General features: G+C 74.1%; 19 protein-coding genes. 10 read left to right on the top strand and 9 right to left on the bottom strand.

The genetic code is table 11. The annotated features are described in order from the left end of the window. Positions 1–14: 14 nt before the first annotated feature. Complete coding sequence (locus tag BLT52_RS02540) at positions 15–1,619, bottom strand: alkaline phosphatase D family protein (RefSeq protein WP_090590339.1); 1,605 nt, start codon at positions 1,617–1,619, stop codon at positions 15–17. 184 nt (positions 1,620–1,803) lie between these two features. Beyond that, the gene (locus BLT52_RS02535; RefSeq protein ID WP_090590338.1) at positions 1,804–2,235 is read right to left on the bottom strand and encodes an Lrp/AsnC family transcriptional regulator; all 432 of its coding nucleotides are present in this window, start codon (positions 2,233–2,235) and stop codon (positions 1,804–1,806) included. A gap of 134 nt (positions 2,236–2,369) precedes the next feature. Between BLT52_RS02535 and BLT52_RS02530 the strand changes: the two genes are divergently transcribed. From BLT52_RS02530 to BLT52_RS02500, 7 genes are all read left to right on the top strand, one after another. Next, positions 2,370–3,407: an ornithine cyclodeaminase gene (locus BLT52_RS02530; protein WP_090590337.1), complete on the top strand. Its 1,038-nt coding sequence runs from the start codon at positions 2,370–2,372 to the stop codon at positions 3,405–3,407. Beyond that, positions 3,404–4,411: a citrulline utilization hydrolase CtlX gene (gene ctlX / locus BLT52_RS02525; protein ID WP_197679159.1), complete on the top strand. Its 1,008-nt coding sequence runs from the start codon at positions 3,404–3,406 to the stop codon at positions 4,409–4,411. Before BLT52_RS02530 ends, ctlX begins: the two co-directional genes overlap by 4 nt. 188 nt (positions 4,412–4,599) lie before the next feature. Continuing rightward, positions 4,600–5,019, top strand: coding sequence for a DUF5318 family protein (locus tag BLT52_RS02520; protein WP_090590334.1), 420 nt, complete (start codon positions 4,600–4,602; stop codon positions 5,017–5,019). Further along, the gene (locus BLT52_RS02515) at positions 5,012–7,480 is read left to right on the top strand and encodes a transglycosylase domain-containing protein (protein WP_090590333.1); all 2,469 of its coding nucleotides are present in this window, start codon (positions 5,012–5,014) and stop codon (positions 7,478–7,480) included. The genes BLT52_RS02520 and BLT52_RS02515 overlap by 8 nt, the downstream gene beginning before the upstream one ends. After that, positions 7,477–9,027 carry a glycosyltransferase family 87 protein gene (locus BLT52_RS02510; RefSeq protein ID WP_090590331.1) on the top strand — a complete coding sequence of 517 codons (1,551 nt, stop codon included), beginning with the start codon at positions 7,477–7,479 and terminating at the stop codon, positions 9,025–9,027. Before BLT52_RS02515 ends, BLT52_RS02510 begins: the two co-directional genes overlap by 4 nt. Before the next feature lie 103 nt (positions 9,028–9,130). Further along, a complete protein-coding gene (locus tag BLT52_RS02505) occupies positions 9,131–10,195 on the top strand; it encodes a mannosyltransferase family protein (RefSeq protein WP_090596207.1) in 1,065 nt (354 codons plus the stop codon). Continuing rightward, the gene (locus BLT52_RS02500) at positions 10,183–10,626 is read left to right on the top strand and encodes a pyridoxamine 5'-phosphate oxidase family protein (RefSeq protein WP_090590329.1); all 444 of its coding nucleotides are present in this window, start codon (positions 10,183–10,185) and stop codon (positions 10,624–10,626) included. Before BLT52_RS02505 ends, BLT52_RS02500 begins: the two co-directional genes overlap by 13 nt. A gap of 63 nt (positions 10,627–10,689) precedes the next feature. Here BLT52_RS02500 and BLT52_RS02495 read toward each other — a convergent pair whose 3' ends face one another. Next, positions 10,690–11,049, bottom strand: coding sequence for a DUF5997 family protein (locus tag BLT52_RS02495; protein WP_231946462.1), 360 nt, complete (start codon positions 11,047–11,049; stop codon positions 10,690–10,692). Positions 11,050–11,086: 37 nt separating this feature from the next. Between BLT52_RS02495 and BLT52_RS02490 the strand changes: the two genes are divergently transcribed. Beyond that, positions 11,087–11,779 carry a LysR family substrate-binding domain-containing protein gene (locus BLT52_RS02490; RefSeq protein WP_090590325.1) on the top strand — a complete coding sequence of 231 codons (693 nt, stop codon included), beginning with the start codon at positions 11,087–11,089 and terminating at the stop codon, positions 11,777–11,779. Between the two features lie 1,071 nt (positions 11,780–12,850). Here the strand turns inward: BLT52_RS02490 and BLT52_RS02485 are convergent. After that, the gene (locus tag BLT52_RS02485; RefSeq protein ID WP_090590323.1) at positions 12,851–13,843 is read right to left on the bottom strand and encodes an epimerase; all 993 of its coding nucleotides are present in this window, start codon (positions 13,841–13,843) and stop codon (positions 12,851–12,853) included. A gap of 88 nt (positions 13,844–13,931) precedes the next feature. Between BLT52_RS02485 and BLT52_RS02480 the strand changes: the two genes are divergently transcribed. Next, a complete protein-coding gene (locus BLT52_RS02480) occupies positions 13,932–14,612 on the top strand; it encodes a DUF2470 domain-containing protein (protein ID WP_157676931.1) in 681 nt (226 codons plus the stop codon). A gap of 508 nt (positions 14,613–15,120) precedes the next feature. On the opposite strand, the gene BLT52_RS02475 is transcribed toward BLT52_RS02480, so the two are convergent. The 4 genes from BLT52_RS02475 to BLT52_RS02460 all read right to left on the bottom strand — a co-directional run bounded on the left by BLT52_RS02475 (position 15,121) and on the right by BLT52_RS02460 (position 20,650). Then, the gene (locus BLT52_RS02475; protein ID WP_090590318.1) at positions 15,121–16,854 is read right to left on the bottom strand and encodes a serine hydrolase; all 1,734 of its coding nucleotides are present in this window, start codon (positions 16,852–16,854) and stop codon (positions 15,121–15,123) included. A gap of 169 nt (positions 16,855–17,023) precedes the next feature. Then, positions 17,024–17,344, bottom strand: coding sequence for a hypothetical protein (locus BLT52_RS02470; protein WP_090590316.1), 321 nt, complete (start codon positions 17,342–17,344; stop codon positions 17,024–17,026). 241 nt (positions 17,345–17,585) lie between these two features. Continuing rightward, on the bottom strand, positions 17,586–20,411 hold the full coding sequence (locus tag BLT52_RS21640) for an ATP-binding protein (RefSeq protein ID WP_157676930.1): 2,826 nt from the start codon (positions 20,409–20,411) through the stop codon (positions 17,586–17,588). Between the two features lie 50 nt (positions 20,412–20,461). After that, positions 20,462–20,650 (bottom strand): hypothetical protein, encoded by a 189-nt coding sequence (locus tag BLT52_RS02460; RefSeq protein ID WP_090590311.1) that lies wholly within the window; start codon positions 20,648–20,650, stop codon positions 20,462–20,464. Between the two features lie 478 nt (positions 20,651–21,128). On the opposite strand from BLT52_RS02460, the gene BLT52_RS02455 reads away from it, so the two are divergent. Further along, positions 21,129–21,515: a YchJ family protein gene (locus tag BLT52_RS02455; protein ID WP_090590309.1), complete on the top strand. Its 387-nt coding sequence runs from the start codon at positions 21,129–21,131 to the stop codon at positions 21,513–21,515. Between the two features lie 1,035 nt (positions 21,516–22,550). Here BLT52_RS02455 and BLT52_RS02450 read toward each other — a convergent pair. After that, positions 22,551–24,992 (bottom strand): glycoside hydrolase family 2 protein, encoded by a 2,442-nt coding sequence (locus BLT52_RS02450; RefSeq protein ID WP_090590307.1) that lies wholly within the window; start codon positions 24,990–24,992, stop codon positions 22,551–22,553. Between the last annotated feature and the right edge of the window lie 245 nt (positions 24,993–25,237).

Genomic DNA, 25,237 nt, shown 5'->3' with positions numbered 1-25,237 from the left:
CCCGTCGGTCGGGGTCAGGCCACGGAGACGTCGGCGATGCCGGCGCGGCCGGACTCGACGACGAGCTTCGCGCGGGTGCGCAGCGCGGAGCCCTTGACGGTGACCGAGTCGCAGATCCGGTACTCGGTCTCCAGCTGCTGGGCGTCGGCCCGCACCACCTGGTAGCCGCGCTGGCCGTTGTGGAAGCGCATGTGCGGGTTCTCCGCGAGCCAGGTGCGGCCGAGGGCGTCGGTGTCGGTGCCGTTGCCGCCGGAGCTGATCGAGGTGCCCAGGAACTCCGCGCCGACGGTGGTCGAGGACGGGTCGGAGAAGTCCTGCTTGAGGTCCGCGGCGGTGCTGCGGTGGGCGTCGCCGGTGACCATCACGAAGTTCTCCACCCCGCGCTGCAGGATCCCGTCGAACATGCGCTGGCGGGCGGCGGCGTAGCCACCCCAGGTGTCGTTGCCGTAGCGCTCGCCGGGACCGTCGGTGTGGTCGGCCTCGAAGCAGAAGACCTGGTTGCCCAGCACCTTCCACCGGGCCTCGCTGGCGTCCAGGCCCTTCATCAGCCACGCCTCCTGGGTGCGCCCGAGCATGGTGCGGCGGCGGTCCCAACGACCGTCGAGCACCGCCTGGTCGCCCTCGATCTGGTCCGAGCGGTGGCGACGGGTGTCCAGCACGTCCAGCTGCAGCAGCTGGCCGAAGCGCAGCCGCCGGTACACCTGCATGTCGGCGCCCTTCGGCATCGAGGCCCGCCGCAGCGGCAGGTTCTCGTAGTAGGCCTGGAAGGCGGCGGCGCGGCGCTGGCGGAAGACCGCCGGGTCCTGGTCGGGCTCGGTGTCGGGCTGGGAGATGTCGCCGGCCCAGTTGTTCTCCACCTCGTGGTCGTCCGGGGACACCACCCAGGGCGCGGCGGCGTGGGCGGCCTGCAGGTCGGTGTCGGTCTTGTACTGGCCGTAGCGCAGCCGGTAGTCGGCCAGCGTGAAGGTCTCCTTGCGCGAGGTGTGCGCCCGGCCGAGCGCGTTGTTGGTGCCCGCGCCCTCGTAGATGTAGTCGCCGAGGTGCAGCACCAGGTCCAGGTCCTGGGTGGCCATGTCGGCGTAGGCGTTGAACCAGCCCTCGGGGAAGTTCTGGCAGCTGGTGAAGGCGAAGGTCATCGCTGCGGGGGTGGAGCCCAGGGCGGGCGCGGTGACCGCACGGCCCACCTCGCTGATCTGGCCGGCGGTGCGGAACCGGTACCAGTACTCCCGGCCGGGCTGGAGGCCGGCGACCTCGGCGTGGACCGAGTGGTTCCAGGCCGACGTCGCGCGCTCGGTGCCGCGCTGGACCACCGTGGTCATGCCGGGGTCGGTGGCGACCTCCCACTCGACGTCCACGTCGACGTCGGGCATCCCGGCCAGGCCGTCGGTGGCCGTCGGCTCGGGTGCCAGCCGGGTCCACAGCACCATCCCGTCGGGGTGGGGGTCCCCGCTGGCGATGCCGACGCCGTAGACGTCGTCGGGGACCGCCGGGGCGACCGTCGGACGGGTGTCGGCGAAGGCGCTGCCGCCGACCGTGGTGAGACCGAGACCGGCGGCGGCGGAGAGGCCCAGCAGGCCACGACGGCTGATCGTGGGCGCGGGCAGACTCGAGTTGATCATGGTGCTCCTGGGGTGGGGGGTGGGGTGAGGCGGTGCCTCGTCCATCCACTCCCGTGCACCCCGTCACCACAAGGCCCACCCGGCCGGCTTCACCGACCCTTCGTGATCATGACACCGGAGCGGTGCTGATCATTCCCGCGCTGTTGATCAGTCGCAGGGTTGCCTCACCTGCAGGGCGGCCGGCTCAGCGCAGCACCGAGCTCAGCAGCAGGCTGGTCTCGGTGTTGCGGACGCCCGGCACCCGCCGGATCCGCCCCAGCACGCGGTCGAACTCGCCGAGGTCGCCGACCTCCAGCTCGGCGACCAGGTCCCAGCCGCCGTTCGTGGTGTGCAGCCCACGGACCTCCGGCCACCCGCGCATCACCTTGATCACCGCGTCGGTGTCGCGACCGATCACCTCGATCAACGAGACGGCGCGGACGGCGAGCGGGTCGGACTCGTCCCGCACCCGCACGGTGAACCCGATCACCGTGCCCGAGGCCACCAGCCGGTCGAGCCGGGAGGTGACCGTGGCCCGGGTCACGCCCAGCTCGCGGGCCAGCGTCGCCACCGGGGCGCGGCCGTCCTGACGGAGCAGGGAGAGGAGGCGGCGGTCGAGGTCGTCCAGGGTGGCCATGGGTCAGAGTGTAGAACGCTACTATCCAGATCGCTCGAGTCATTGGCAGAAGTGCTGCACGACGCTCATGGACTGAGCACATCGACCGCTCCTAGGCTCGGTCGCACACGCAGCAGAGCAGTGGAGAGGTCGACATGGTCATGTTCCTGGACGTCGCCCAGATGGGGCGCTGGATCGCGTCCCGCGGGCCGGAGTCGATCATCGCGGGCATGATCAGCTACCTCGAGCACGACTTCGGGCGGTGGGAGCACTTCGACAAGACCCCGCGCGTGGCCAGCCACACCCCGTTCGGGGTGATCGAGCTGATGCCGACCAGCGACGGCACCGAGTACGGCTACAAGTACGTCAACGGCCACCCCAGCAACCCGGCCCGCGGGTTCCAGACCGTCACCGCCTACGGCGCCCTGGCCGACGTCCACAACGGGTACCCGACCTTCCTGTCGGAGATGACCCTGCTCACCGCGCTCCGCACCGCCGCCACCTCGGCCCTCGCCGCCCGGCTGCTCGCCCGGCCCGACGCCGCCGTGATGGCCATGGTCGGGGCCGGCAGCCAGGCCGAGTTCCAGGCCCTCGGGATGCGCACGGCCCTCGGGGTGCGCCGGCTCCGGGTCACCGACGTCGACCCGGCCGCCTGCGCCAAGGTGGTGCGCAACCTGACCCCGCTCGGCTTCGAGGTGGAGGTCTGCCCGGACGTGGCCACCGCCGTCCGCGGGGCAGACCTGATCACCACCTGCACCGCCGACAAGGCCCTGGCCACGGTGCTGCGCGACGCCGACGTCGCCCCCGGCGTCCACGTCAACGCCATCGGTGGCGACTGCCCCGGCAAGACCGAGCTGGACGCGGCGATCCTGCACCGCGCGGACGTCTTCGTGGAGTTCGAGCCGCAGACCCGCGTCGAGGGCGAGATCCAGCAGGTGCCGGCCGACTTCCCCGTGACCGAGCTGTGGCGCGTGCTCGCCGGCCTCGCGCCGGGCCGCACCGACGCCGAGCGGGTCACGGTCTTCGACTCCGTCGGCTTCGCCGTGGAGGACTTCGCCGCGCTGCGCTACGTGCGCGACGACGTCCGCGGCACCGACTTCACCACCGAGCTCGACCTGGTGGCGGCCCCGGCCGACCCCAAGGACCTCTTCGCCCTGGCCACCTCGCTGACCCCGGCCGGGGACCGCGGGTGACGCTGCTCGCCGAGCCGGACGCCGTCCCGCGACCCCGGGCCGCCGGTTCGCCCCAGGCGCCGTCCACGGTGGTGATGATCCGGCCGCACCACTTCCGGCCCAACCCGCAGACCGCGGCGGACAACGCCTACCAGGTCGCGGCGGCGGACCGCGCGGCCCAGGACGGGGAGGTGGCGGCCCGGGCGCACGGGGAGGTGACGCGCGCCGTGCGGGACCTGCGCGCGGCCGGGGTGCGGGTGCACCTGTTCGAGGACCTGCGCGACGACCGTCCCGACAGCGTCTTCTGCAACAACTGGTTCTCCACCCACGCCGACGGCCGGCTGGTGCTGCACTCGATGCTGGCCCCCAACCGCCGGCGCGAGCGCCGCCCCGACGTGGTCGCCTGGTTGCAGCGGCACCACCGGGTGAGCCAGGTCGTCGACCTCGCCGACGGTCCGGTGCTGGAGGGCACCGGGGCGATGGTGCTGGACCACGACCAGCGGGTGGCCTACTGCTCCCGCTCGCGTCGCGCCGACGACCGGGCGCTGGCCGCCTTCTGCGACCGGCTGGGCTACCGCCCGCACGTCTTCGACACCGCCGGTGCCGACGGCCGTCCCGTCTACCACACCAACGTGATGATGGCCCTGGGCACCGGCTTCTCCCTGGTCGCCCTGGACCTGGTGCCCGACCCGGCCCAGCGGCGGCGGCTGCGCCGGTCGCTGGAGCGCCGCGGGGACGTCGTCGCGCTCGGTGCGACCCAGGTGGGCGAGTTCGCGGGCAACGCGATCGAGCTGTCCACGCCGGACGGTCCGGTGCTGGCGCTCTCGAGCCGGGGGCTGCGCGCCCTGACCACGGCCCAGCGCGCGGTGCTCGAGGGGCACTGCCGCGTCCTGCCGCTGGACGTCCCCACCTGCGAGCTGGCCGGCGGCTCGGTCCGCTGCATGATCGCCGCGGTGCACCTGGAGGACCGCCTGACCGGGTCCTCGGAGGAGCTGCTCGTCACCGGGGTGCGCGCGACGCGCTGACCGTCCCGGGCAGGCCGCGTCGGACGTCGGCGGTGCGTGGTCGCAGGTCACGGTGCGAAGCCCGCAGGAGCATCCGGCGAAGCCCGTCGGGGCCCTCCTCGACCCGTCCCGCCGGGGTGCCGACCGGCCCCCGGGACGGCGCCCGCGAGCCCGGGTCGGTGTCACCCGCCCCGCCTACACTGGCCGCCATGTGGTCCAGGCGGCAGTACGTCGACTATGCCCTCCAGCGTCGTCACACGCTCGAGGCGCTGAAGCGACCCACCCGCACCCTGACCCGCGCCGACGCCTGCGACGCCGACCCGATGCTGGTCCGGGCGGCGCTCCACCACGGGGAGAAGAGCGCCGTACCCTGCCCGGTCTGCGGCTCCAGCGCCTTGGTCAACCTCAGCTACACCTTCGGTGAGCAGCTGGGGCAGTACTCCGGTCGCATCAAGGCCACCCGCGAGCTCGAGCAGATGCAGGACGAGATCGGCGAGTTCAAGGTCTGCGTCGTCGAGGTCTGCGTCACCTGCGGGTGGAACCACATGATCCACTCCTACCTGCTCGGGGACGGCGTCAAGCGCCGTCCGCCGCGGCGTCAACCCACCGTCGAGGACATCTATGGCTGAGTCACCCAGCACCCGCACCCGGAAGCCGCGGTCGCGCCGGAAGAAGATCGCCCAGCGGCTGGGTCTGGCCACCATCATCACCGTGCTGCTGGCCATGGTCGCCGGCTTCGCGGTGGTCGGCGTCGCCTACTCCAACACCGACGTACCCGACCCCAACGCGGAGTTCGAGACGAACACGACGTTCATCTACTACCGCGACGGCGAGACCAAGCTGGGCAACCTGGCGGTGCAGAACCGGCAGTCCCTCGAGTACGAGGAGATGCCCCAGAACATCAAGGACGCGGTCGTCGCCGCCGAGAACCGCAGCTTCTGGGAGGACCCGGGGATCTCGGTGCCGGGCATGGCGCGCGCGGCGTGGTCCATCGCCAGCGGCGGGGAGATGCAGGGCGGCTCGACCATCACCCAGCAGTACATCAAGATCCTCTACCTGACCTCGGACCAGACCCTGACCCGCAAGTTCAAGGAGCTGCTGCTCGCGGTGAAGCTCGGCCGGGAGCAGTCCAAGGAGGAGATCCTCCAGGGCTACCTCAACACCATCTACTTCGGCCGCGGCGCCTACGGCATCCAGGCCGCCAGCCGCTCCTACTTCAACACCGACGCCGAGGACCTCACCGTCCCGGAGGCGGCGGTGCTGGCCAGCGTGCTGAACAACGCCAGCATCTTCGACCCCTCGGTCGCCGAGGGCAACGAGGAGCGGCTGCTGGAGCGCTACCGCTACGTGCTGGACGGCATGGCCGAGGCCGGCAAGATCTCCACGTCCGAGGCGGCCGAGTACGGCGCCGAGTTGCCGGAGTTCCCCGAGATCCCGACCAGCAACCGCTACGAGGGCCCCAACGGGTTCCTGATGAAGATGGTCGAGGACGAGCTGGCCCAGGTGGGGTTCAGCGAGGCCGCGATCTACGGCGGCGGCCTGCAGGTCACCACCACCTTCGACGAGAAGGCGCAGGAGGCCGCGGTCGAGTCGGCCCAGACGAACACCGAGGAGGCCGCCGAGGCCGTCGACGAGCCGGCCGAGGACCTGCACGCCGCGATCGCCTCGGTCCGGGTCGGCACCGGCGAGGTGCTGGCCCTCTACGGCGGACCGGACTACATCGAGAACTCCCGCAACTGGGCCACCACCGCCCGCCCCACCGCGTCGACGTTCAAGACGTTCGCGGTGGCGGCCGGGCTGCAGGACCAGTTCAGCCTGTTCTCCACCTTCCGGGGCAACACCTTCACCCCCGAGGGCGACGGGGTCCCCATCCGCAACGAGTTCAACTACCAGTACGGCACGGTGAACCTGCTCAAAGCCACCGCGGAGTCGATCAACACCGCCTTCGTCGACCTGACCACCCAGCTCGAGGACGGCCCCCAGGCCGTCGTCGACGCCGCCAAGAAGGCGGGGGCCTCGGAGGGGGCCGGCTGGGAGCTGGGCAGCCGCATCTCCCTCGGCATCGCCGAGGTCAGCCCGGTGGAGATGGCCGGCGCCTACGCCACCTTCGCCGGTGACGGCAAGCAGGTCGGCAACCACGTGGTCAAGGAGGTGAGGTCCGCCGACGGCGACGTGCTGTTCACCGCCGACACCGAGGGCGAGCAGGCCTTCGACGAGGACGTGGCCCACGACGTCAACTACGCGCTGTCCGGCGTGGTCAACGAGGGGACCGGCGCCCGGGTGCAGTCCCTGGGTCGTCCGGTGGCCGGCAAGACCGGCACCAACGGCGTCGACGACGCCGAGGGCGAGGACGGCGACGGCGTGGTGAACTCGGCCTGGTTCGTGGCCTACACCCCGCAGGTCTCCACCGCGGTGATGTACGTGACCGGTGACGAGGGCAACGGCGACCTGGACACCTACGCCCGACCCGGGGACCAGACCTTCTTCGGTGGCACCTACCCGGCCCAGACCTGGGTGGACTACATGAAGGTGGCCACCGAGGGCATGGACGTGGAGCAGTTCGAGCCGCCGGCCTACGTGAACCGCGACCGCCCGGCCGGCCAGCCCACCTCGCAGCCGTCCCGGACCACCCGGCCCGAGCCGGTGGAGACCGGCCGGCCGGACCCGGAGCCGAGCCGCACCCGGGAGCCGTCGGAGGAGCCGAGCGAGACCGAGGAGCCCTCGGAGGAGCCGACCGAGGAGCCCACCCGGACCGAGGAGCCCGAGCCCACCCGTGAGCCGGAGCCGACCGAGGAGCCGGAGCCGGAGCCGGAGCCGGAGCCCACCACCGAGCCGGAGCCCGAACCCGAGCCGGAGCCGGAGCCGGAGCCCGAGCCGGAGCCGGAGCCCGAGCCGGAGCCGGAGCCGACGTCCGGGAGCGGCGCCGGCGGCGGGAGCGACGCCGACGGCTCCAGCAACGGCGGCAGCGGCGGAAGTAACGGCGGCGGGACCCGCGGCGGGAGCGGCGGCAGCGGGACCGGCAGCGACGGGAACGGCGGCGCCGGCAGCAGCGAGAGGGGTACCGGCGACGCCGACGGGGTCACCGGGTGAGCACCGCGGGCTCGGCCCCGGCCGAGCCCGTCCCCGCACCGGGCGGCGACAGCCCCACCGCCACCGACCCGCTGGCCCGTTACGCCAGCCCGTTCCTCGGCGGACCGTCCGGCCGGCACACCCGCGGCTGGGCCGCCGGGACCGTGCGGGTGGTGGTGCTGGTCGTCGCGGCCCTGTCCTGGCTGCTGCTGGTGGTGCGCCAGCTCCCCTGCCGCGAGCTGCCCGGCCAGCCGGCCGCGGACCGCTACCAGGCGATGTGCTACTCCGACATCCCGCTGCTGTACCGGCTGCGGGGTCTGGTCGACGGCGCCACGCCCTACCTCGACGCCGGCCAGCACCGGGTGCTGGAGTACCCGGTCCTGACCGGCGTCCTGCTCGAGCTGGAACGGCTGGCCACCGTCGCCCTCGGTGCCCCCGTCGGTCCGGGTCTGAGCGACCAGGAGGCCCTGCTGGCCGCGGACCAGTTCATGGGCGTCAACGTCGTCGTGCTGGGGCTGCTGTTCGGGATCACCGTCGCCGCGCAGGTCAGCACCGTGCCCGGACGTCCCTGGGACGCCCTGATGGTCGCCGCGTCACCGTGCGTGGTGGCCGCCGGGCTGGTCAACTGGGACATGCTGCCGGTGGCCCTCACCGCGGCGGCGATGTGGGCCTGGAGCCGGTCGCGACCCGGGCTGGCCGGCGCCCTGATCGGGCTCGGGGCCGCAGCCAAGGTCTACCCGCTGCTGCTGCTGGGGCCCCTGGTGCTGCTCTGCCTGCGCGCGGGGCGGCGGCGAGAGGCCGTGACCACCGTGCTGGCGGCGGCCGGCGCGTGGGCCGCGGTCAACCTGCCGGTGCTCGTCCTGGCCCCTGACGGCTGGACCGAGTTCTGGCGCTTCAACGGCGAACGGGGCGCTGAGTTCGGCTCCCTGTGGTACGTCCTCAGCCTGGCCGGCTACCCGCCGCCGCACCTGAACCTCCTGAGCTTCGGCTCCCTCGCCCTGCTCTGCGCCGGGATCGCCGCCCTGGTGCTGCTGGCCCCGCGCCGTCCCCGCGTGGGGCAGCTCGCTTATCTCGTGGTGCTGGCCTTCCTGGTCACCGGCAAGGTCTACTCCCCGCAGTACGTGCTGTGGCTCCTGCCGCTGATGGTGCTGGCCCGGCCGCGGTGGCGGGAGTGGCTGGTGCTGACCGTCGGCGAGCTGGTCTACTTCGCCGCCGTCTGGTTGCACCTCGGTGGCTGGTTGGGGCCGGGGAACGGTGGTCCGGACGTCGGCTACTGGCTCGCGGTGCTGGTGCGGCTGGCCGCCGAGATCTGGGTCGCGGCGGTGGTGGTGCGTGACGTCTGGTGGCCCCATCATGATCCGGTGCGTTCTCCTGGCGTCGACGACCCCTCCGGCGGGGTGCTCGACGGTGCTCCCGACGACCCGCTCCGGGCCCGTCTGACGACCCGTCCCCCTGCTGTCGCGGTGTCGGGCGTCCCGGAGGGCGAGGGGGTGCCGATCGAGCGGGTGCTGGAGCGGATCCGGTCCGGTTCCGGCCAGAATGGGGAGGACGACCGTGCCGGCGGCTAGCGGCGTGCGACGCTCCGCGGGCGGCCGTCGGCGTAAGGGCCTGCCCGGCGCGCTGCCCGGGGTGGAGCACCTGGGCCGGTGGGACGCCGACGCGCTGCGGGTGATGCTGCAGGCGTGGCTGGGCAGCCGCGGGCTGATCCTGCTGGTCGGGCTGCTGGTCGCCCTCTCCACCGGGCGCAGCGTCACCGACCTGGTGGCGAACTGGGACGTGCAGCACTTCATCGGCGTGGCCGAGCACGGGTACCTCCGCGACCCCAAGACGATGGCCTTCTTCCCCGGCTGGCCGCTGGTGCTGCGGGCCGGGATGGCGCTGGGGGTGGCGCCCACGGTCACCGGGGTGGCGCTGTCGCTGGTCCTGTCCCTGGTCGCCGCGGCCGCGCTGGTGCGGATGGGTGGGCCCTGGGCGGCCGTGGGGTGGCTGTTCGCGCCGGTCGCGGTGTTCACCGCCGTCCCCTACACCGAGTCCGCCTTCTGCGCCGCCGCCTTCTGGGCCTGGCAGCGGGCCAGTGCCGACCGGTGGGGGAGCGCGGCGCTGCTGACCGCGCTGGCCTGCACGACGCGGGTCAGCGGGCTGTTCCTGGTGGGTGCGCTGGCGGTGATGGTGCTGACCTGGCCGGGGCTGGACGTGCCCGGACGCGTGCGCCGGTGGGCGTGGCTGCTGCTGCCGACGGCGGTGCTGGCCGGGTACGTGGTGTACCTGTGGACGCTCACCGGGTCCTGGACGGCGTGGTCGGACGCCCAGGCCGCCGGGTGGGCCCGGGGCTTCCACTGGCCCTGGGAGTCCGCGCTGAACACCTGGCCGGTGATCCGCGGGGACTACGTCGACCACCCGGACTGGACCTGGGTCTTCCGCGGTGAGGCCGTGTCGATGCTGATGGGGCTGGTGGTCACCGGCTGGTGCCTGAGCCGCCGGATGTGGGCCGAGGCCAGCTGGGTCGGCGTCCAGGTGCTGGCCTTCTCGGTGTCCTACTGGTGGTTCTCGGTCAACCGGGCCGTGCTGCTGTGGTTCCCGCTGTGGCTGATGTTCGCCCACCTGGTGTCGGTGGAGCCGAAGCGCCCCGCCGCCCAGGCGCTGCGGCACACGGTGCTGGTCGGCTGGCTGCTGCTCTCCGGCCTCGCCACGCTGGTCTGGACCTGGCTGTTCACCACCGGGCAGTGGTCGAGCTGACGCCGCGGAGCCGCGAGCAGCGGAAGGCCGACGTGCTGCACCGGCTGGAGCGCGACGTCGACTGCTGGGTGGCCACCGCCGGGGCCGGGCCGCACCTGGTACCGCTGTCGCTGGACTGGGTGGACGAGCGGGTGGTGCTGGCCACGGGTGCGGGGACGGTCACCGCCCGCAACCTGCTGGCCGGTGGTCGTGCCCGGCTGGCGCTGGGCGCGACCCGCGACGTCGTCTCGGTGGAGGCGGAGCTGGAGCGCCACCTCCCGGCCGAGGAGGCCGGGGAGGCGCTGCTGGACCGCTACGCGCGCCGCACGGGCTGGCGTCCGGGAGCGGGCGACCTGGTGCTGTGGCTGCGACCGCTGCGGGTGCGGGCCTGGCGTGAGGTGGACGAGATCAGCGGCCGGACGCTGATGCGCGACGGACGCTGGCTGGTCTGACCGCCCGGCTGGTGCTCGAGGCCGGTCCGCGCCGCGAGATCCCTGCGGCGCGTCGACCCACGCTCAGTCGTCCTGGCGCTCGCGGAGCCGTTCCTTCTCGGCGACGACCTTGGCCTGGGTGTGCCGCTCGCGGATCAGCCACTCCGGCGGGTCGGCCAGCAGGGCGCCGATCTGGTCGGCGTCCAGCGCGTCGCCGACCCCGCTGCGGGCCAGCCCGGAGCGGGAGATGCCGAGCTTCTGGGCCACCACGTCGCGGGGGAAGGGGCCGTTGCGGCGCAGCTCCACCAGCCACTCGGGCGGGTCGGTGCGCAGCGCGTCCACCTCGTCACGGGTGGGCGTGGACCGCTGGAACTCCTCGGGCGTGGCGGGCAGGTAGATGCCCAGCTTGGCGGCCGCGGTGATCGGCTTCATGGACTGGCTCACCGGGCCACGGTAACGCGCCGGGGATAGCCTCACGACCATGGACGAGGCCGAGGTGGGTGGCAGGAGCCGGGGTCTGCGGATCGGTTTCGTGCCCGGGGTGACCCTGACGAAGTGGCGACGGATCTGGGGCGAGCGCTACCCGCGCACCCCGTTGGAGGTGGTCGAGGTCGCCGAGGACGAGCAGGGCGCGGTGCTCCGGGACGGCCGGGTGGACCTGTGCTTCGCCCGGCTCCCGGTCGACCGCGAGGGGCTGCACGTCATCCCGCTGTACGAGGAGCAGCCCGTCGTCGTCGTGCCCAAGGACCACCCGGTGGCCGCCTTCGAGGAGGTGACCCTGGCCGACCTGGCCGGTGAGGACCTGCTCGACACCGACGTCCCCGTCGACCCGATCGACCTGGTCGCGGGCGGGGTCGGGCTGGCTGTCGTGCCCCAGTCGGTGGCGCGGTCGAGGAGCCGTCGGGACCTGGTGCACCGGCCGGTGAGCGACGCGGAGCCGACCACCATCGGGCTGTGCTGGCTGCAGGACGACGACCGGCCCGAGACGGAGGACTTCATCGGCGTGGTCCGCGGACGGACCGCCAACAGCTCCCGCACCACCCAGTCCGGCGGGACGCCCCCGTCGAGGGCGGCCACCCGCAAGGCGGCTGCGCGCCAGGCCGCCGGTCAGGACCCGGCACGGAAACCCGCCCGGAAGCGGTCGACCGGCCGGGGCCCGAAGCGTTCGCGCTGATCGCCTGCCCCTGACCGTTTGCCCGCCTGCCTGATCGCTTGCCTACCTGCCTACCCACCTGCCGGCCTGCCTGCCTACCTGCCTACCCACCTGCCGGCCTGCCTGCCTACCCACCTACCTGCCTTACCGCCTCCGCGCCTGACCGCCTGCCCGCCTTGACCGCCTCCGCGCCTGACCGCCTCCGCGCCTGACCGCCTGCGCCGTGCCGCGTGCGGCGTGCGCTCGGCCCCGGCACGGATGGTCGAGCCGGAGTCGCCCGGTGCTGCGCCGGCCCGGGTCGCGTCTCGCTCGCCATGCAGAGCCGGTCGCCCAGCCGGGTGGTCCGGCCGCAGGGGCGACGCCGTCGGGTGGGCGACCGTTTGCGTCGTGCGGCGGGGTCGAGGACGTCCTGCGCCGCACGGTGACCACGGGTGGTGAGCAGAACCGGTCGCTGAGCGGACGTGTCTGACGAATGTGGCGGAGGGGTGTGCTGAGGGACCGGTTGTGCACCTGGTTGCGCTCGAGGTCGGGGTTGGAGGTGGCCTCGTGCCCCTCCCCGCGGTGAGGAACCACGTCGCCGAGAGTCATGCGCTGTAGGGGGCCGTCCTCGCTACTTGCCAGCAGAACCGGGCGCTCAGCCGGATGGCCCGGCCGTAGGGGCGATGCCGTCGGGCTGGGTGACCGGTTGTGTCGTGCGGTGCGTCGAGGACGTCCTGCGCCGCACGGTGACCACGGGTGGTGAGCAGAACCGGTCGCTCAGCCGACGTCTCTGACCGATGTGGTGGAGGGGTGTGCTGAGGGACCGGTTGTGCACCAGCCCGCGCTCGAGGTGGGGTTCGAGGTGGCCTCGTGCTCCTCCCCGCGGTGAGGAGCCACGTCGCCGAGGGTCTGCGTTGTAGGGGCGTCCTCGCTACTTGCCAGCAGAACCGGTCGTTCAGCCGGATGGCCCGGCCGTAGGGGCGACGCCACCGGTTCTGCGCCTCCCCTGGCCTGGTGCCTCGGGTTGCGGTGCCTGGGAGTCAGGAGGCGATCGGCCACCGACCCGGCGCCGACAGGCGGTGGCGACGTGTCAGCGGTGGTGGGGGCCCTGGCTCAGGACGTGCGGCCGGAGCGGCGGCTGCCGAGGATGGCGGTGACGGCCTCGTCAAGGTCCGGGTGGTCCCAGGTGAAGCCGGCCTCGGTCAGCTTCTGCGGGGCCACCCACCGGCTCTTGAGGACCAGCTCGGACTCCTGGCGCAGCACCAGCATCCCCGGCTCGAGCAGCCAGCGCGGCGCGGGCAACCCGATCGGGGCACCGACGGCACGGCGCAGCGCGGCCATGAAGGACCGGTTGGTGGCGGCCCCCGGGGCGGCCAGGTTGACCGGTCCCTCCAGCTCGGGGTGCTCGTCGATGAACCGGACCCCCCGGACCAGGTCGTCCACGTGGATCCAGCTGAAGCGCTGGGCGCCGCGGGTCCGGTGATCGGTGGGAGCGGGCTGCGTCGGGTGTGGGCCGATGCCGCGGTAACGCCGGTGGGTGAACCAGCGGCCGTCCAGCTGCGGCCCGCCCAGCCCGAACCGGGCGGCGCGGGCGAGCATGCCCAGTGCGGGACCGTCGCCGAGCACGATGGTCATCCGCAGCGCGACCCGGCGGGTGCCCGGCAGGTCACCGGCGAGGAGGACCTCCTCCCAGGTGCGCGCCACGTCGACGGAGAACCCGCGGCCCAGCTCGCCGTCGCGCTCGGTCTGCGGTCGGTCGGTGGCGTGGCGGTAGATGGTGCCCGTGCTGGCGTTCAGCCACAGCCGCGGTGGTGCGGACGCCCCGCTGACCGCCCGGTGCAGGGCGGTGGTGGTCTCGGTGCGGGAGCGCAGGATCTCGTCGCGGTTGCGGTCGGTGTAGCGGCACCCGACGCTGCGGCCGGCCAGGTTGACCAGCAGGTCGGCGCCGTCCACCAGGCGCGCCACGTCCGCGGGGGAGTCCCAGGAGGCGTCGGGTCCGCGCCGGCCGATGCGGCTGACGGCGTACCCGCGCGAGGCGAGGTCGGCGACGAGGTGGGAGCCGATGAAGCCCGAGGCTCCGGCGACGACGGCACGGGGGGAGGCCATGAGGTCATCCTGTCAGCCGAGGGGTGGACCCCATCCACGGAGGCACTCCACCCAAGTAAGGTGAGCCTCACCTATGTGGGGAGTGGTGATGGACATCCGGACGGATCTGGCTGACGACGCACGCAGCGTGCTGGCCTGCGCGCGCGACGTCACCCTCGTCGTGGACGGGGTCGGCTCGGCCGCCGGCGCGGACTGCGACGCCCGCTGCGACCTGCGCGGCACACCGGTCCTGACCTTCCCCGAGGACTCCGACCTGGCGCTCGCCGCACTCGGTCAGGCGGTGGGGGAGATGACGGTGACCAGCGGGCTCGGACGTCCGGTCGACCGGGACCGGCGGCTGGTCCTGGTGCTGGCGGGACGGCTGCGGGCGGCCGGCGTCGAGAGCTGCACCTGCTGTCCCGCACGGCACCGCACGGTCAGGCTACCGCTCGAGCGGATCACCCTGCTGGACGGCGAGCGCGCCCACGAGGTCGACCTGGCCCGCTTCTCCGACCCACGGCTGGCGCTCAACCGCGGGCACCTGCAGCGCACGACCGAGCACGCCAACGAGGTGCACGGACCCGAGCTGCTGCAGTCGGTGGCCGTCCTGCTGGATCGTCCGCCGGGGTCCCTGCTGGCCGCGAGCCTCGCCGGGGTCGACCGGGAGGGCTGCACGCTGCAGTGGCTGGACGACCTCGGCTCGCACCGTCGCCGCGTCCCCTTCGCCGTGCCCGTCCGGACGCCCGGCGAACTCGCCTCGGCCCTCGCCGCGGCGCTCGACCCGCACTGAGCGGTGGGCGCCGTCAGCCCCGCCCCCGGCTCCCGCTGGGGCTGGGACCCGCGCTGACCGGCCGGGCACCACGACCTCGCCTCCCCTCGCCGCGCAGCTGGACCCGCGCTGAGCGGTCGGCGCCGTCGGCCCCGCCCCTGCTGCCGCTGGGGCGGGCCCGCGCTGATCAGCCGGGGCGCCACCGACCTCGCTCCGGCCCTTGCCGCGGCACTCGACCCGCACTGACCGGCCGGCAGCATCGGCCCCGCCAGGCTCTTGCCGCGGCACTCGACGCCCACTGAGCGGTGGGCAGCCATCGGCTCGCCAGGCCCTTGCCGCGGCACTCGACCCGAGCCGACCGGTCAGGGCGCGACCGGCCTCCCAACCGGTCCACGCGCCCCGATCACCGGGACGAGCGCCCTGCTGATGGCGCGCGGCTCACCGGTGCCGAGCGCCGATGCCGCTCCGACCCCGACCGGCCGTGCGCCGTCGATCCCGCCGGGGCCCTGACCGGTGCTGCCGGCCGGCGTCAGCGGCTCGCCAGGGTCCAGCTGCCGCCGCGGGTGTCCAGCCGGGCCGGGGAGCGCTCGGCGCTGGCCACCGTGCCCCGCGCCGTGGCGAGGTGGATGTCGTCGAGGTAGATCCCTCGTCCGGACAGGCTGCTGTCGCTGGTGTAGCGCCAGCGCAGCACCACCCGACCGGCGGGGACGTCGGCGGTGGCGTGCTGCCACTGCCGCAGCCCGCTGACCGCGTACCCGCCGGTCACCGGCACCCCGTCGACGGACCAGGGCAGCGCCTCCCAGGTGGTGCCGCGGTCGGTGGACACCTCCAGGTGCAGCAGGTCGGTGGACTCGGTGTCGACGAACGTCTCGAAGTGCAGCCGGGCGCCGCCCACCGGGACCGGGGTGGACCAGTCCAGAGAGGAGTCCAGGCCCGCGCCGGTGCCGGAGAACCATGCGTCCGCACCGCTGCGGGGACGGACGGGCAGCGCCTCGGCCAGCCCCTGGGCGGCAGCCACCCGCGCCGGGTTCACGCTGCCCCAGCTGCGGCTGGGGTGCACCCGGTTGGTGAGCAGGATCGCGAAGGAGCGCGAGGAGAAGTCGATCACCAGCGAGGTGCCGGTGTAGCCGGTGTGGCCGGCCGTCCGCGGTGAGGCGAGACCGCCCATGTACCAGCGCTGCTCGAGCTCGAACCCGAGGCCGTGGGCGTCGTCGGGGAACTGCGCGGTCTCGTTGGTGATCATCTGCTGCACGGAGGTCTCGCTGAGGATCCGCGCCCCGTCGTAGACGCCGCCGTTGAGCATGGTCTGGGCCAGGACCGCCACGTCGTCGGCGGTGGAGAACACCCCGGCGTGCCCGGCGACCCCGCCGAAGGACCAGGCGTTCTCGTCGTGGACCTCACCCCAGACGACGCCGCGCGGCGGGGTGGTCTGCTCCTCGGTCGCGGCGACCCGCGGGCGCAGCGACGGGTCGGGGTTGTAGCCGGTGTCGGTCATCCCCAGCGGCTCGGTGATGCCGCCGGCCACCAGCGCGTCCAGCGGCTGCCCGCTGACCCGGGCCGCCGCCTCGCCCAGCGCGATCAGGTTGAGGTCGCTGTAGAGGTAGGTGCTGCCGGGCTCGTTGACCAGCTTCGCGGTCAGGGCCCCCTGCATCCGCGAGGCCGGGTCGGGGAAGGTGCGCCACAGCGGCAGGAAGGCCGGGAAGCCGGAGGTGTGGGTGAGCAGCTGGCGCACCGTGATCGCGCCCTTGCCGTTCTCCGCGAACTCCGGGACGTAGGACGCCACCGGGGCGTCGAGGGCCAGCCGTCCGGCCTCCACCTGCTGCATCACCACGATGGAGGTGAACAGCTTCGACACCGAGGCCAGGTCGTAGATGGTGTCGGTCCGGGTCTCGATCCACTCCTCGCGGGGCAGGTCGGTGCCCTGGCCGTCGGCGTAGCGGCGGGAGAAGCCGGTCGCCTCCTGCAGCACCACCTGGCCGTCGTGGGCGTACGTCAGGACCCCTCCGGGGAATCGCGGACGCGCCTCGCCCTGCGGTTCGGTGAAGGAGCGCACCTCCTCCCAGGCCAGGTCCAGACGCGCCCCGTCCAGCCCGACGTCCTCCGGCTCGGCCTCCCCGAGCACGGTCTCCGCCGGGGCGAAGCCGGGCTGCGGGTCGTCGAAGGCGAGTCCGCCGTCGTCGGCGCGGGCGTCCGGGGCGAGGCTGAGGGTGGTGCAGACGGCCAGGGCTGCGGTACAGGCCAGCAGGCGGGTCGCTCGGTTCATGGGTCCTCCGGGGTGGAAGGCGTCGCCGGCTCGGTGCTGGGTGGCACGCCGGCTCGGGTGCTGGGTGGCACGTCGACTCCGGAGCGGGGTTGCACCGGCGGCGGCGCGGGGGTGGGGTCGACGCTACCCCGAGACCCCGGCCGAGGTCACGGGTCGGGAGGCCTCGGGTTCAGCCGGCGCGGGTGTGGTCGGCGATGGAGACCAGGACACGGAGCACGTGCTCGAACCACCCGAACAGCACCCAGACCAGCACCACGGCGAGGACGAGCACGACGAAGGACAGCACGATGCCCAGCAGGATCAGGCCGCTGTCGACGTCGCTGCCCTCGGAGGTCGCGAGGACGTAGGCGGCCCCGCCGAGCTGGCCCATCACGATGAGCGCGATCAGGATCCACTTGATCACGGCGATGGCGGTCGCGACGCGCAGCGCTGCGCGGTAGCTGTCCGGGAAGCGCAGCTGGGACGGCGGAGCCTGGTGGTAGGACGTCATGCGCACACTGTCCACGTCCAGCGGTTCACAGGGAGGTCTCGGGGGGTGCGGCGCCGGGCCCGCTCCCGCGGTGGACCGAGCCGTCGTCGGGCGCCCTTCGCCGGGCCGGGCCCCGGGCTGGCGGTGGACCGCGGTCGCTCCGGGCAGCCTCCTCGCGGACCGACGGCCGACGGCCGACGTCCACGACGCGCCGACGGACTCACCCCACCGTGACGGGCCCGCTCGCCGCGGTTCGACCGGGTCAGTCGAGCAGCCCGCGGCGACGGGCCACGGCGGCGGCCTCCCCGCGGGAGGACGCAGACAGCTTGGCCAGCACGTTGGAGACGTGCACGCTGACCGTCTTGACGCTGATGAACAGCTCGCCGGCGATCTCGCCGTTGCTCCGCCCCTCGGCCACCAGCCGCAGCACCTCGGTCTCGCGCGGGGTGAGCGTCCCGGAGGCCGGCTGGGTGCCCAGACCGCCGCGCCGGCCCAGCTCCAGCAGACGTCGCCGCAGCGGGGCCAGGCCCATCCGCTCCGCCACCACCAGGGCGTCGCGCCACGGCGTCTCGGCCTCGGCGCGGCGCTGGTCGGCCAGCAGCCGGGACGCCCATCGCCAGCGCGCGTAGGCGCCCAGGTGCACCGGTCCCATCGCCAGCGCGTCCACCGTCGTCGCCCACGCACCGGCCTCGTCGTCGAGCTCGGCGACGAGGAGCGGACGCGCCCAGGCCGCCACCGCCACGTCGTCGCGGACGCCGTCGGCCATGGCGAGCAGACGGGCCCCCGTCCCCGGGTCGCCCGTGGCGGCGGCGCTGCGGGCGGCGGTGCAGAGGAGTCGCCAGCGGTCCTGCTGCTTCATCAGCCCGCAGTTGTCCAGCAGCGGCTCGAGCTCGGCCCAGGCGCGGGCCGGGTCGCCGTCGAACCAGGCCAGCTCGGCCTTGGCGGTGCACCAGATCCGGTAGTACTGCGGGAGCCGGCCCGCGGGGGAGGGCGTCGGCCCGGGCAGGTCGAGCACGGCTCGGGCGGCGTCGGGGCGTCCCTGCCAGACGTCCATCCAGGCACCGACCAGCCGCAGGTGCACCGCGTGGTGGCCGAGCGAGGCCGAGACCTCGCCGTTCCGCCGCAGCTCCGCGGCCCGCTCCCAGTCACCCAGCTCCAGCGCCGCCTCCAGCGCGTTGCCGGCCAGCATGGTGCCCACCGCGCGGGAGATGCCCTGGGCGCGGGCCAGCTCGACGCCCCGGCCGGCCACCTCCAGCGACTCCGCCGCCTGCCCGGCGGTGAGGAGGGCGTCGGACATGTTGACGTGGTAGCGGACCTCCATCCAGGGGTTCCTGGCGCTCAGCGGGGCGGAGCGTCGGAGCGTGGCCAGCCCCTCCTCCTCCTCGCCCTGGGAGACCAGCACGCACCCGGTGGTGTTGACCGCACTGGCCTGCATCTCGTCGTGGCCGATCGCCACCGCCGTCCGCTCGGCCTCGCGGGCGGTCTCCAGCGCCGGGGCCAGGTTCCCGGTCAGCATCAGCTGGGTGGAGAGGGCGTCCAGCGCTCGCGCCCGCTCCTCGGTGGCGCCGAAGGGGTCGGTCAGCCGGACCGCCTCGGAGGTGGTGGCGATGGCGTCCAGGTAGCTGCGGAAGAGGTCGTCGGTGCTGAGGCCCTGCAGGTACCCCTTGAGGACCAGCCGGCAGGCGGCCACCAGCGGCTGGGTGGCGGGGTCGGTCTCGGCCAGGGCCGCCTCGACCAGCGGCAGCCCGCGTCGGGCGTCACCCACCCGGCGGGCCAGGGTGGCGGCCTGCTCCAGCACGTCGGCGCGCGAGCCGGTGCCCTCGTGGTCGACCCGGTCCCACAGCTCCAGCACCCGCTCCAGCATGGCCAGCCGCTCGTAGGGGCTGCTCGCCGTGCGGGCCGCGGCCAGGGCGGCGTCGAAGGCGCGCGGCAGGTCGTGGCCGGCGTACCAGTGGTGGGCCAGCTCGGTCTCCGCCCCGACGACGCCCAGGTCAGGACGCGCCGTCAGGACCTCGGCGAAGCGGATGTGGGTGCGGGCGTGCTCGCCGGGCAGCAGGTCCTCGTGCAGCACCTCCCGCAGCAGGGCGTGCCGGAACAGGTAGCCGTCCTCGGTGGTGCTGAGCACACCGGCGTCCACGGCCTCCCGGAGCAGGGCGTCGGTGCGGGCGTCGTCGGCGTCGGCCGCGGCCACCTCGTGGAGCAGGGCGTGGCTGATCGACGTCCCGGCCGTCGACATCAGCCGGACCAGGGCCTGGGCGGGCTCGCTCATCCGCCCGATCCGCACCAGCAGGGCGTCCCGCAGGGTGTCGGGAAGCTCGACGCAGTCCCCGGAGAGGGCCTGGGTCAGCTCGGCCACGAAGTAGGGGACGCCCTCGCTCCGCTCGTGCAGCCGCTCGACCAGCTCCGCGCTGGGCTGGCGGCCGAGGCGGGAGGCGGCCATCGCCTGCACCTCGAAGCGGTCCAGCCGCGGCAGGTCCACCCGGCTCACCACCGCGAGCCGCTGCAGCTCGGCCAGGAACGGGCGCAGCGGGTGACGTCGGTGCAGCTCGTCGGTGCGGTAGGTGAGCACCAGCAGCACCGGCGCCCCGCCCAGGGCCTGCACCGCGAACCGGACCAGCTGCCGGGTGCCCTCGTCGGCCCAGTGCAGGTCCTCCAGCACCACCAGCAGGGGATGCTCGGCGGCCGCCCGCTCCAGCACCCGGGTGACCGCCTCGAACAGCCGCAGCCGGTCGTGCTCGAGCTCCCGGCCCCGGCCGAGCTCGGGGAGGACGGTGCCCAGGGTGTCGGCGCCGGCGCCGGCCCAGTCCGCGACGGTTTCGGTGCCGACGGTGGCGGTCAGCCCGCGCAACACCCGCGAGACCGGCACGTAGGCCAGGCCCTCGCCCCCCAGCGGGACCGCGTGCCCGACCAGCACCTGGGCACGGTCGCCCAACCGGCTGACCAGCTCGGCTACCACGGTGGTCTTGCCGCCGCCGGCGTCGGCCCCCAGCAGGACCAGCCGGGCGCCGGTGGCGGCCGCCTCCCACTCGCCGGTGAGGGCGGCCAGCTGCGCGTCCCGGCCGATCAGCGGGTAGGCGTCGGTGGGCACCTCCGCATCCTGGCACGCGCCGGCCGCGGAGGTCGGGGGTCGGGAGTCGGTCACCGCAGGTGCAGCGGGCGGAAGCCCTGCCACCAGGCGCCGAGTCCGGACGTCGCCCGGGCCGCGCGCTCAGCCCGGCGTCGCTCCCGGCGAACCTGGACGAACTCCTTGGCCAGGGCGTCCGCGGCCGCCCGCTCCATCCGCTCGGTGTGCTCGTAGTTCCACGTCTGCTCGATCCAGTAGCTCATGACTCAAGGCTCGTGTTGAGGTGGCAGGGGAGGCATCGCACGATCTCCCGATCTCCTGGGCCCTCGCGGGCCGCCGTGCGTCTGAGGTACCTCAGGACGGTGGATCGGCCCGACGCCGTCGGGCCCGGCGGTGGGGCGGTGCTGGCTCCGCGTGGCTCGTGGTGCGCGGTGGGCGGCGTTCGTCGGACCCGGTGGCGAAGCGGTGCCGGGCCGCACCGTGCCTTCGGGCGGTGGAGCGGTGCCGGGCCGACCGTGCCTTCGTGCGGTGGAGCGTCGGGCGGGTCCTCACGGTCCTCGCCCGGACCACCGACGGTCGGCGGCTAACCTGCTGCGGACGCGAGAGGGAGGGCATGGTCGACGACACCAGGCAGACGTGGCGACGCGGGTCGCCGGCCGGGCCGTCCCACGCCGGTGGGGTCCCGGCGGCTCTCGGAGGGCGACCTCGGGGCCACAGCGACCGGTCTCCCCGGAGGTCGTCGTGACCGGCGGCGGCCCGGGCGCCTGCCCGTGCGGGGGCGGCCGGGACGCCACCCGCTGCTGCGCCCCGCTCCTGGCCGGACGTCCCGCCCCGACCGCCGAGCGGCTGATGCGCTCGCGCTACACCGCCCACGTCCTCGGTGACCTCGACCACCTCCTGGCCAGCTGGCACCCGAGCACCCGCCCGCGGACGCTGACCCTGCAGCCCGATCTCACCTGGACCGGGCTGACCGTCCTCACCACCCAGCGCAGCGGGCTGCTCGACGACGACGGGGTGGTGGAGTTCCGGGCCACCTGGGTGCAGGGGGAGCCCGGGGTCCTGCACGAGGTGAGCCGGTTCGTCCGCGAGGGCCGGAACTGGTTCTACGTGGACGGCCTGACGCCCTGAGTCCTTCGCGCCCCGCGCGCAACGCCGGACCGGGTGCTCTGGCTCCCCGTGACGGCCGAGGGTGACGTGCCTGTGCTTCACGCTCCCGCGCGCGGCGAGGCCGGCTGGTCGACCCGACGGCAACGCGTTGACCATCCTCTCCCGCCGCTGATGGTCCCGTCGTGGTCGAGCGGCTGAGGCCGACGTCACCCGGCCGTTCGGTGGCTGCGGCGGCCCAGGCTCCGCCCGGCTGCACGGCCGCGGTGTCCGGGCACGGAGTCCGGCCGACGCCGTGTCCCGGCGCAGGGGCGGCAGGCATCGACGGACGCCCACTTCGGGCTCTCCTCAGACAGCCGCCGATCACCCCTCCGGCGGGCGCTCGGCGGGAGTGGTCCTGAAAGCGCTCATAGCGGCACGGTGACCCAGGGCTCTCACCACAGACCGCCCGAGGAGCACAGACCGCCGCAGAGAAGCGCTCATAGCGGCAGGCTGACCCGCATACGGCGCCAGCATGCCCGTATGAACAGCTTCCTGCGCTGAGCTCGAGGCGGCGGACCGCTCGCGGCCTGCTGGGGACAGTCGTCCTGGGCTGCCGAGGTCGGCCGGCGCCTGGGGTGGCCCGTCAGGAGCTGCGTCCCCCGACCCACCAGTCGCCACGGGAGCCTGATGGGCGCTGGGGTACACGTCTCGACGAGTTCGACAGCAGGAGCCTGGCCGAGGATCGGGACGCTGCCACGCCCATGCCGGCGCGAGGCAGGCGTGCGCACGCGGACGCCGCCTGGCCGGCCCGCCACGGGCTGCCGGTTGGCAGCCGATCCCGGGGGTCGCCGCGACCCGGCGCCGCCCGACCGCCGCTGCCCGCGTCCAGACCGGCTGGTTGACCGACCGCAGGACGTCGGGGCGACCGGCGCGTCCAGGACGGCCGCGTCACCCCCGGAGGTTGACCGACCGCAGGGCGCCGCGGCGACCGGCGCCTCCGGCGACAGCCCGCGTCAGACCAGCTGGTGCACCGACCGCAGGGCGCCGTGGCGACCGGCGCCTCCGGCGACAGCCGCGTCAGACCAGCTGGTTCACCGACCGCAGGACGACGGGCGCGACCAGCGCGTCGGGCGACAGCCGCTCCCCGGTGCGCACGGTGAACGTGTGGGTCTCCCCGGGCAGCAGGGTGAGCAGCATGTCGTCCACCACCGCGTCCGGGGCCACCGCATCGGCCAGCAGCACGAGGTCCCGGACCAGGGTGCGGGCCGTCACCCGCACCTCGTACCCCCCGTCCACCTCCAGCACCTCGGTCTCCAGCGTCGCCTCGGGCCGGACGCCGTCGCGGTCCTCGGTGCCGAAGTGCCAGCCTCGGACGCCGTCCAGCTCGGCCAGCACCAGCTCGCGCGCCGGGTCCTGAAGCAGACCAGGCCCACCCACCGGCCAGCGGGACGCCGACCGCGCCGGCACGGCCACCTCCCGCCCCTCCTCGGCCAGGACGTCCCCGCCGACCTCCAGCCGGACCAGCCGCAGCGATCCGGCCCAGTCCTCGTCGGTGTCGTTCACCGCGGTGACCACCAGCTGCTCGTCCTCGTGACCGAGCACCAGGATCCGGTCGGCGTAGGCGTGCCGCAGGGCGTAGAAGGAGGGCTTGCGGCGGCCGTCCCCGTCCACCACGGCCCACGAGGTCACCGGCCAGCAGTCGTTCAGCTGCCACCACACGGTGCCGGCGCAGTGCGGCCAGAGCGAGCGGAAGTGCTCGATCCCGGTCCGCAGCGCGCGGGCCTGGTTGAGCTGCATCGCCCAGTGCCAGGCCTCCATCGCGACCGGCTCGCGCAGGTGCGGGACCAGCCCGCGGACCAGCTTGGTGTGCCCCTCCCCGGCCTTCTGGTGCACCAGCATGCCGGGGGACTCGGGCGTCATCGGGTCGTCGGCAATGCTGCGTCGCAGGGTCGCCCAGGTCGGCGGTGCCTGCCAGCCGAACTCGGCGACGAAGCGCGGGCGGTACTCCAGGTAGGCGGTCCAGTCGCGGGCGTTCCAGACGTCCCAGACGTGCACCGACCCGTGCCGCGGGTCGTTGGGGTGGTGCTCACCGGCGCTGTCGGGGGTGAAGGGACTGCCCGGGGTGTAGGGACGTCCGGGGTCCAGCTGCTCGACCAGCCGGGGGAGCAGCTCGGAGTAGTAGCCCTCGCCCCAGGTGCGACCGTCCAGCCGCTCCTTCCACTGCCAGTCCTCGTGGCCCCACAGGTTCTCGTTGTTCCCGTTCCACAGCACCAGGCTGGGGTGGGGCATCAGCCGGGTGACGTTGTCGCGGACCTCGGCCACCACCTCGCCCCGCAGCGGCTCCTCCTCGGCGTAGGCCGCGCAGGCGAACAGGAAGTCCTGCCAGACCATCAGCCCGCGCTCGTCGCACTCGTCGTAGAAGGCGTCGTCCTCGTAGATCCCGCCACCCCAGACCCGGACCAGGTTCACCCCGGCCTCCTCGGCCTGGGTCAGCCGGGCGGCGTAGCGGGCGCGGTCGACGCGGTGGGGGAACGCGTCGTCGGGGATCCAGTTCACCCCGCGCACGAACACCGGACGGCCGTTGACCACCACGGTGAAGGGGGTGCCCGCCTCGTCGGGGGTGGTGTCGACGGTGATGGTGCGGAACCCGATCCGCTGGGTGGTGGCGTCCAGCTCCACCTCGTCCGACAGCAGCCGGACCTGCAGGTCGTAGAGGTGGGGCTCGCCGTGTCCTCGGGGCCACCAGCGCCGCACGGTGCCGGCGTCCAGGCTGGTGCGGACGCCGGTGTCGCCCGGCGGCACCTCGACCCGGTGGCTGACGTCGCCGCAGACCAGCTCCACGGTGAGCGGCTCGGTGGACCCCTCGGCCCGCTCCATCTCCACGACCACGTCGACCACACCACGGTCGTCCTCGTCGACCCGCGGGGTGGGGCGCACCGCGGCGAGCCTCGCGGTGTGCCAGGTCTCCACCAGCACCGGGCGCCACGGTCCGCTGGTGGTGGTGTCGGGCCCCCAGTCCCAGCCGAAGCTGCAGGCCATCTTGCGCAGCGCGTTGTAGGGGTGGTGGTTGGTGTGCGGGCGCGGACCCAGCTCGAGGCTGGCCCGGTTCGCGGCCGGCACCGGGGCGGAGAAGTCGATGGTGAGCTCGGCGCTGCTCCCGCGCCAGCGGCTGACGTCGACGCGGTGCGTGCGGTGCATGTTGGACGTCTCCAGCAGCGGCTCGCCGTCGACCGACACCCGGGCGACGGTGTCCAGCCCGAGGAGGACGAGGTCGGCCCGCTCCGCGGTGGTGTCGGTGAGGTCGAGGGTGGTGCGGTAGTGCCAGTCGGTGCGCCCGATCCAGCCCTGCAGCAGCTCGTTGGTGTCGAGGTAGGGGTCGGCGATGAGTCCGGCAGCCATCAGGTCGGTGTGGACGCTGCCCGGCACCGTCGCGGCGACCTCGATCCCGCGCAGCGCCTCGGGGACGGGTCCCTTCCCGGCTCGGACCTGCCAGGACGTCAGGGCGGTGCTCTGGGTCATGTCTCTCCTCGTGCGTGGGGGTGGGTGCCGGGCCTCCTCGACGGGCTCTCGGCACCGGGAGCAAGTCTGTCGGCTGTCGCCGACGGGGTGACGGCGGGGTCGTGGCCCGGCGCGCCCGCAGGGACCTGACTCGCCCAGCGTTCGCCGCCCGATCCGGGACCGCGCAGCACCTGCTCGTGGCGGCAGGGCTCCGGCGAACCTGGGCCGCTGCGCGGGGCTCCCCCCGCATCGGGCGCCGCTGAGCC

The sequence above is a fragment of the Auraticoccus monumenti genome (assembly GCF_900101785.1).
GTDB classification, from domain to species: Bacteria; Actinomycetota; Actinomycetes; order Propionibacteriales; family Propionibacteriaceae; genus Auraticoccus; species Auraticoccus monumenti.
The sequence above is the reverse complement of the archived record's forward strand: the minus strand, read 5'-3'. Positions and strand labels throughout refer to the sequence as shown.

Coding starts and splice junctions, on each gene's coding strand:
- BLT52_RS02540 (WP_090590339.1), bottom strand. CDS start 1,619: ATGATCAACTCGAGTCTGCCCGCGCCCACGATCAGCCGTCGTGGCCTG.
- BLT52_RS02535 (WP_090590338.1), bottom strand. CDS start 2,235: ATGGCCACCCTGGACGACCTCGACCGCCGCCTCCTCTCCCTGCTCCGT.
- BLT52_RS02530 (WP_090590337.1), top strand. CDS start 2,370: ATGGTCATGTTCCTGGACGTCGCCCAGATGGGGCGCTGGATCGCGTCC.
- BLT52_RS02520 (WP_090590334.1), top strand. CDS start 4,600: ATGTGGTCCAGGCGGCAGTACGTCGACTATGCCCTCCAGCGTCGTCAC.
- BLT52_RS02515 (WP_090590333.1), top strand. CDS start 5,012: ATGGCTGAGTCACCCAGCACCCGCACCCGGAAGCCGCGGTCGCGCCGG.
- BLT52_RS02505 (WP_090596207.1), top strand. CDS start 9,131: ATGCTGCAGGCGTGGCTGGGCAGCCGCGGGCTGATCCTGCTGGTCGGG.
- BLT52_RS02490 (WP_090590325.1), top strand. CDS start 11,087: ATGGACGAGGCCGAGGTGGGTGGCAGGAGCCGGGGTCTGCGGATCGGT.
- BLT52_RS02485 (WP_090590323.1), bottom strand. CDS start 13,843: ATGGCCTCCCCCCGTGCCGTCGTCGCCGGAGCCTCGGGCTTCATCGGC.
- BLT52_RS02480 (WP_157676931.1), top strand. CDS start 13,932: ATGGACATCCGGACGGATCTGGCTGACGACGCACGCAGCGTGCTGGCC.
- BLT52_RS02475 (WP_090590318.1), bottom strand. CDS start 16,854: ATGAACCGAGCGACCCGCCTGCTGGCCTGTACCGCAGCCCTGGCCGTC.
- BLT52_RS02470 (WP_090590316.1), bottom strand. CDS start 17,344: ATGACGTCCTACCACCAGGCTCCGCCGTCCCAGCTGCGCTTCCCGGAC.
- BLT52_RS02460 (WP_090590311.1), bottom strand. CDS start 20,650: ATGAGCTACTGGATCGAGCAGACGTGGAACTACGAGCACACCGAGCGG.
- BLT52_RS02450 (WP_090590307.1), bottom strand. CDS start 24,992: ATGACCCAGAGCACCGCCCTGACGTCCTGGCAGGTCCGAGCCGGGAAG.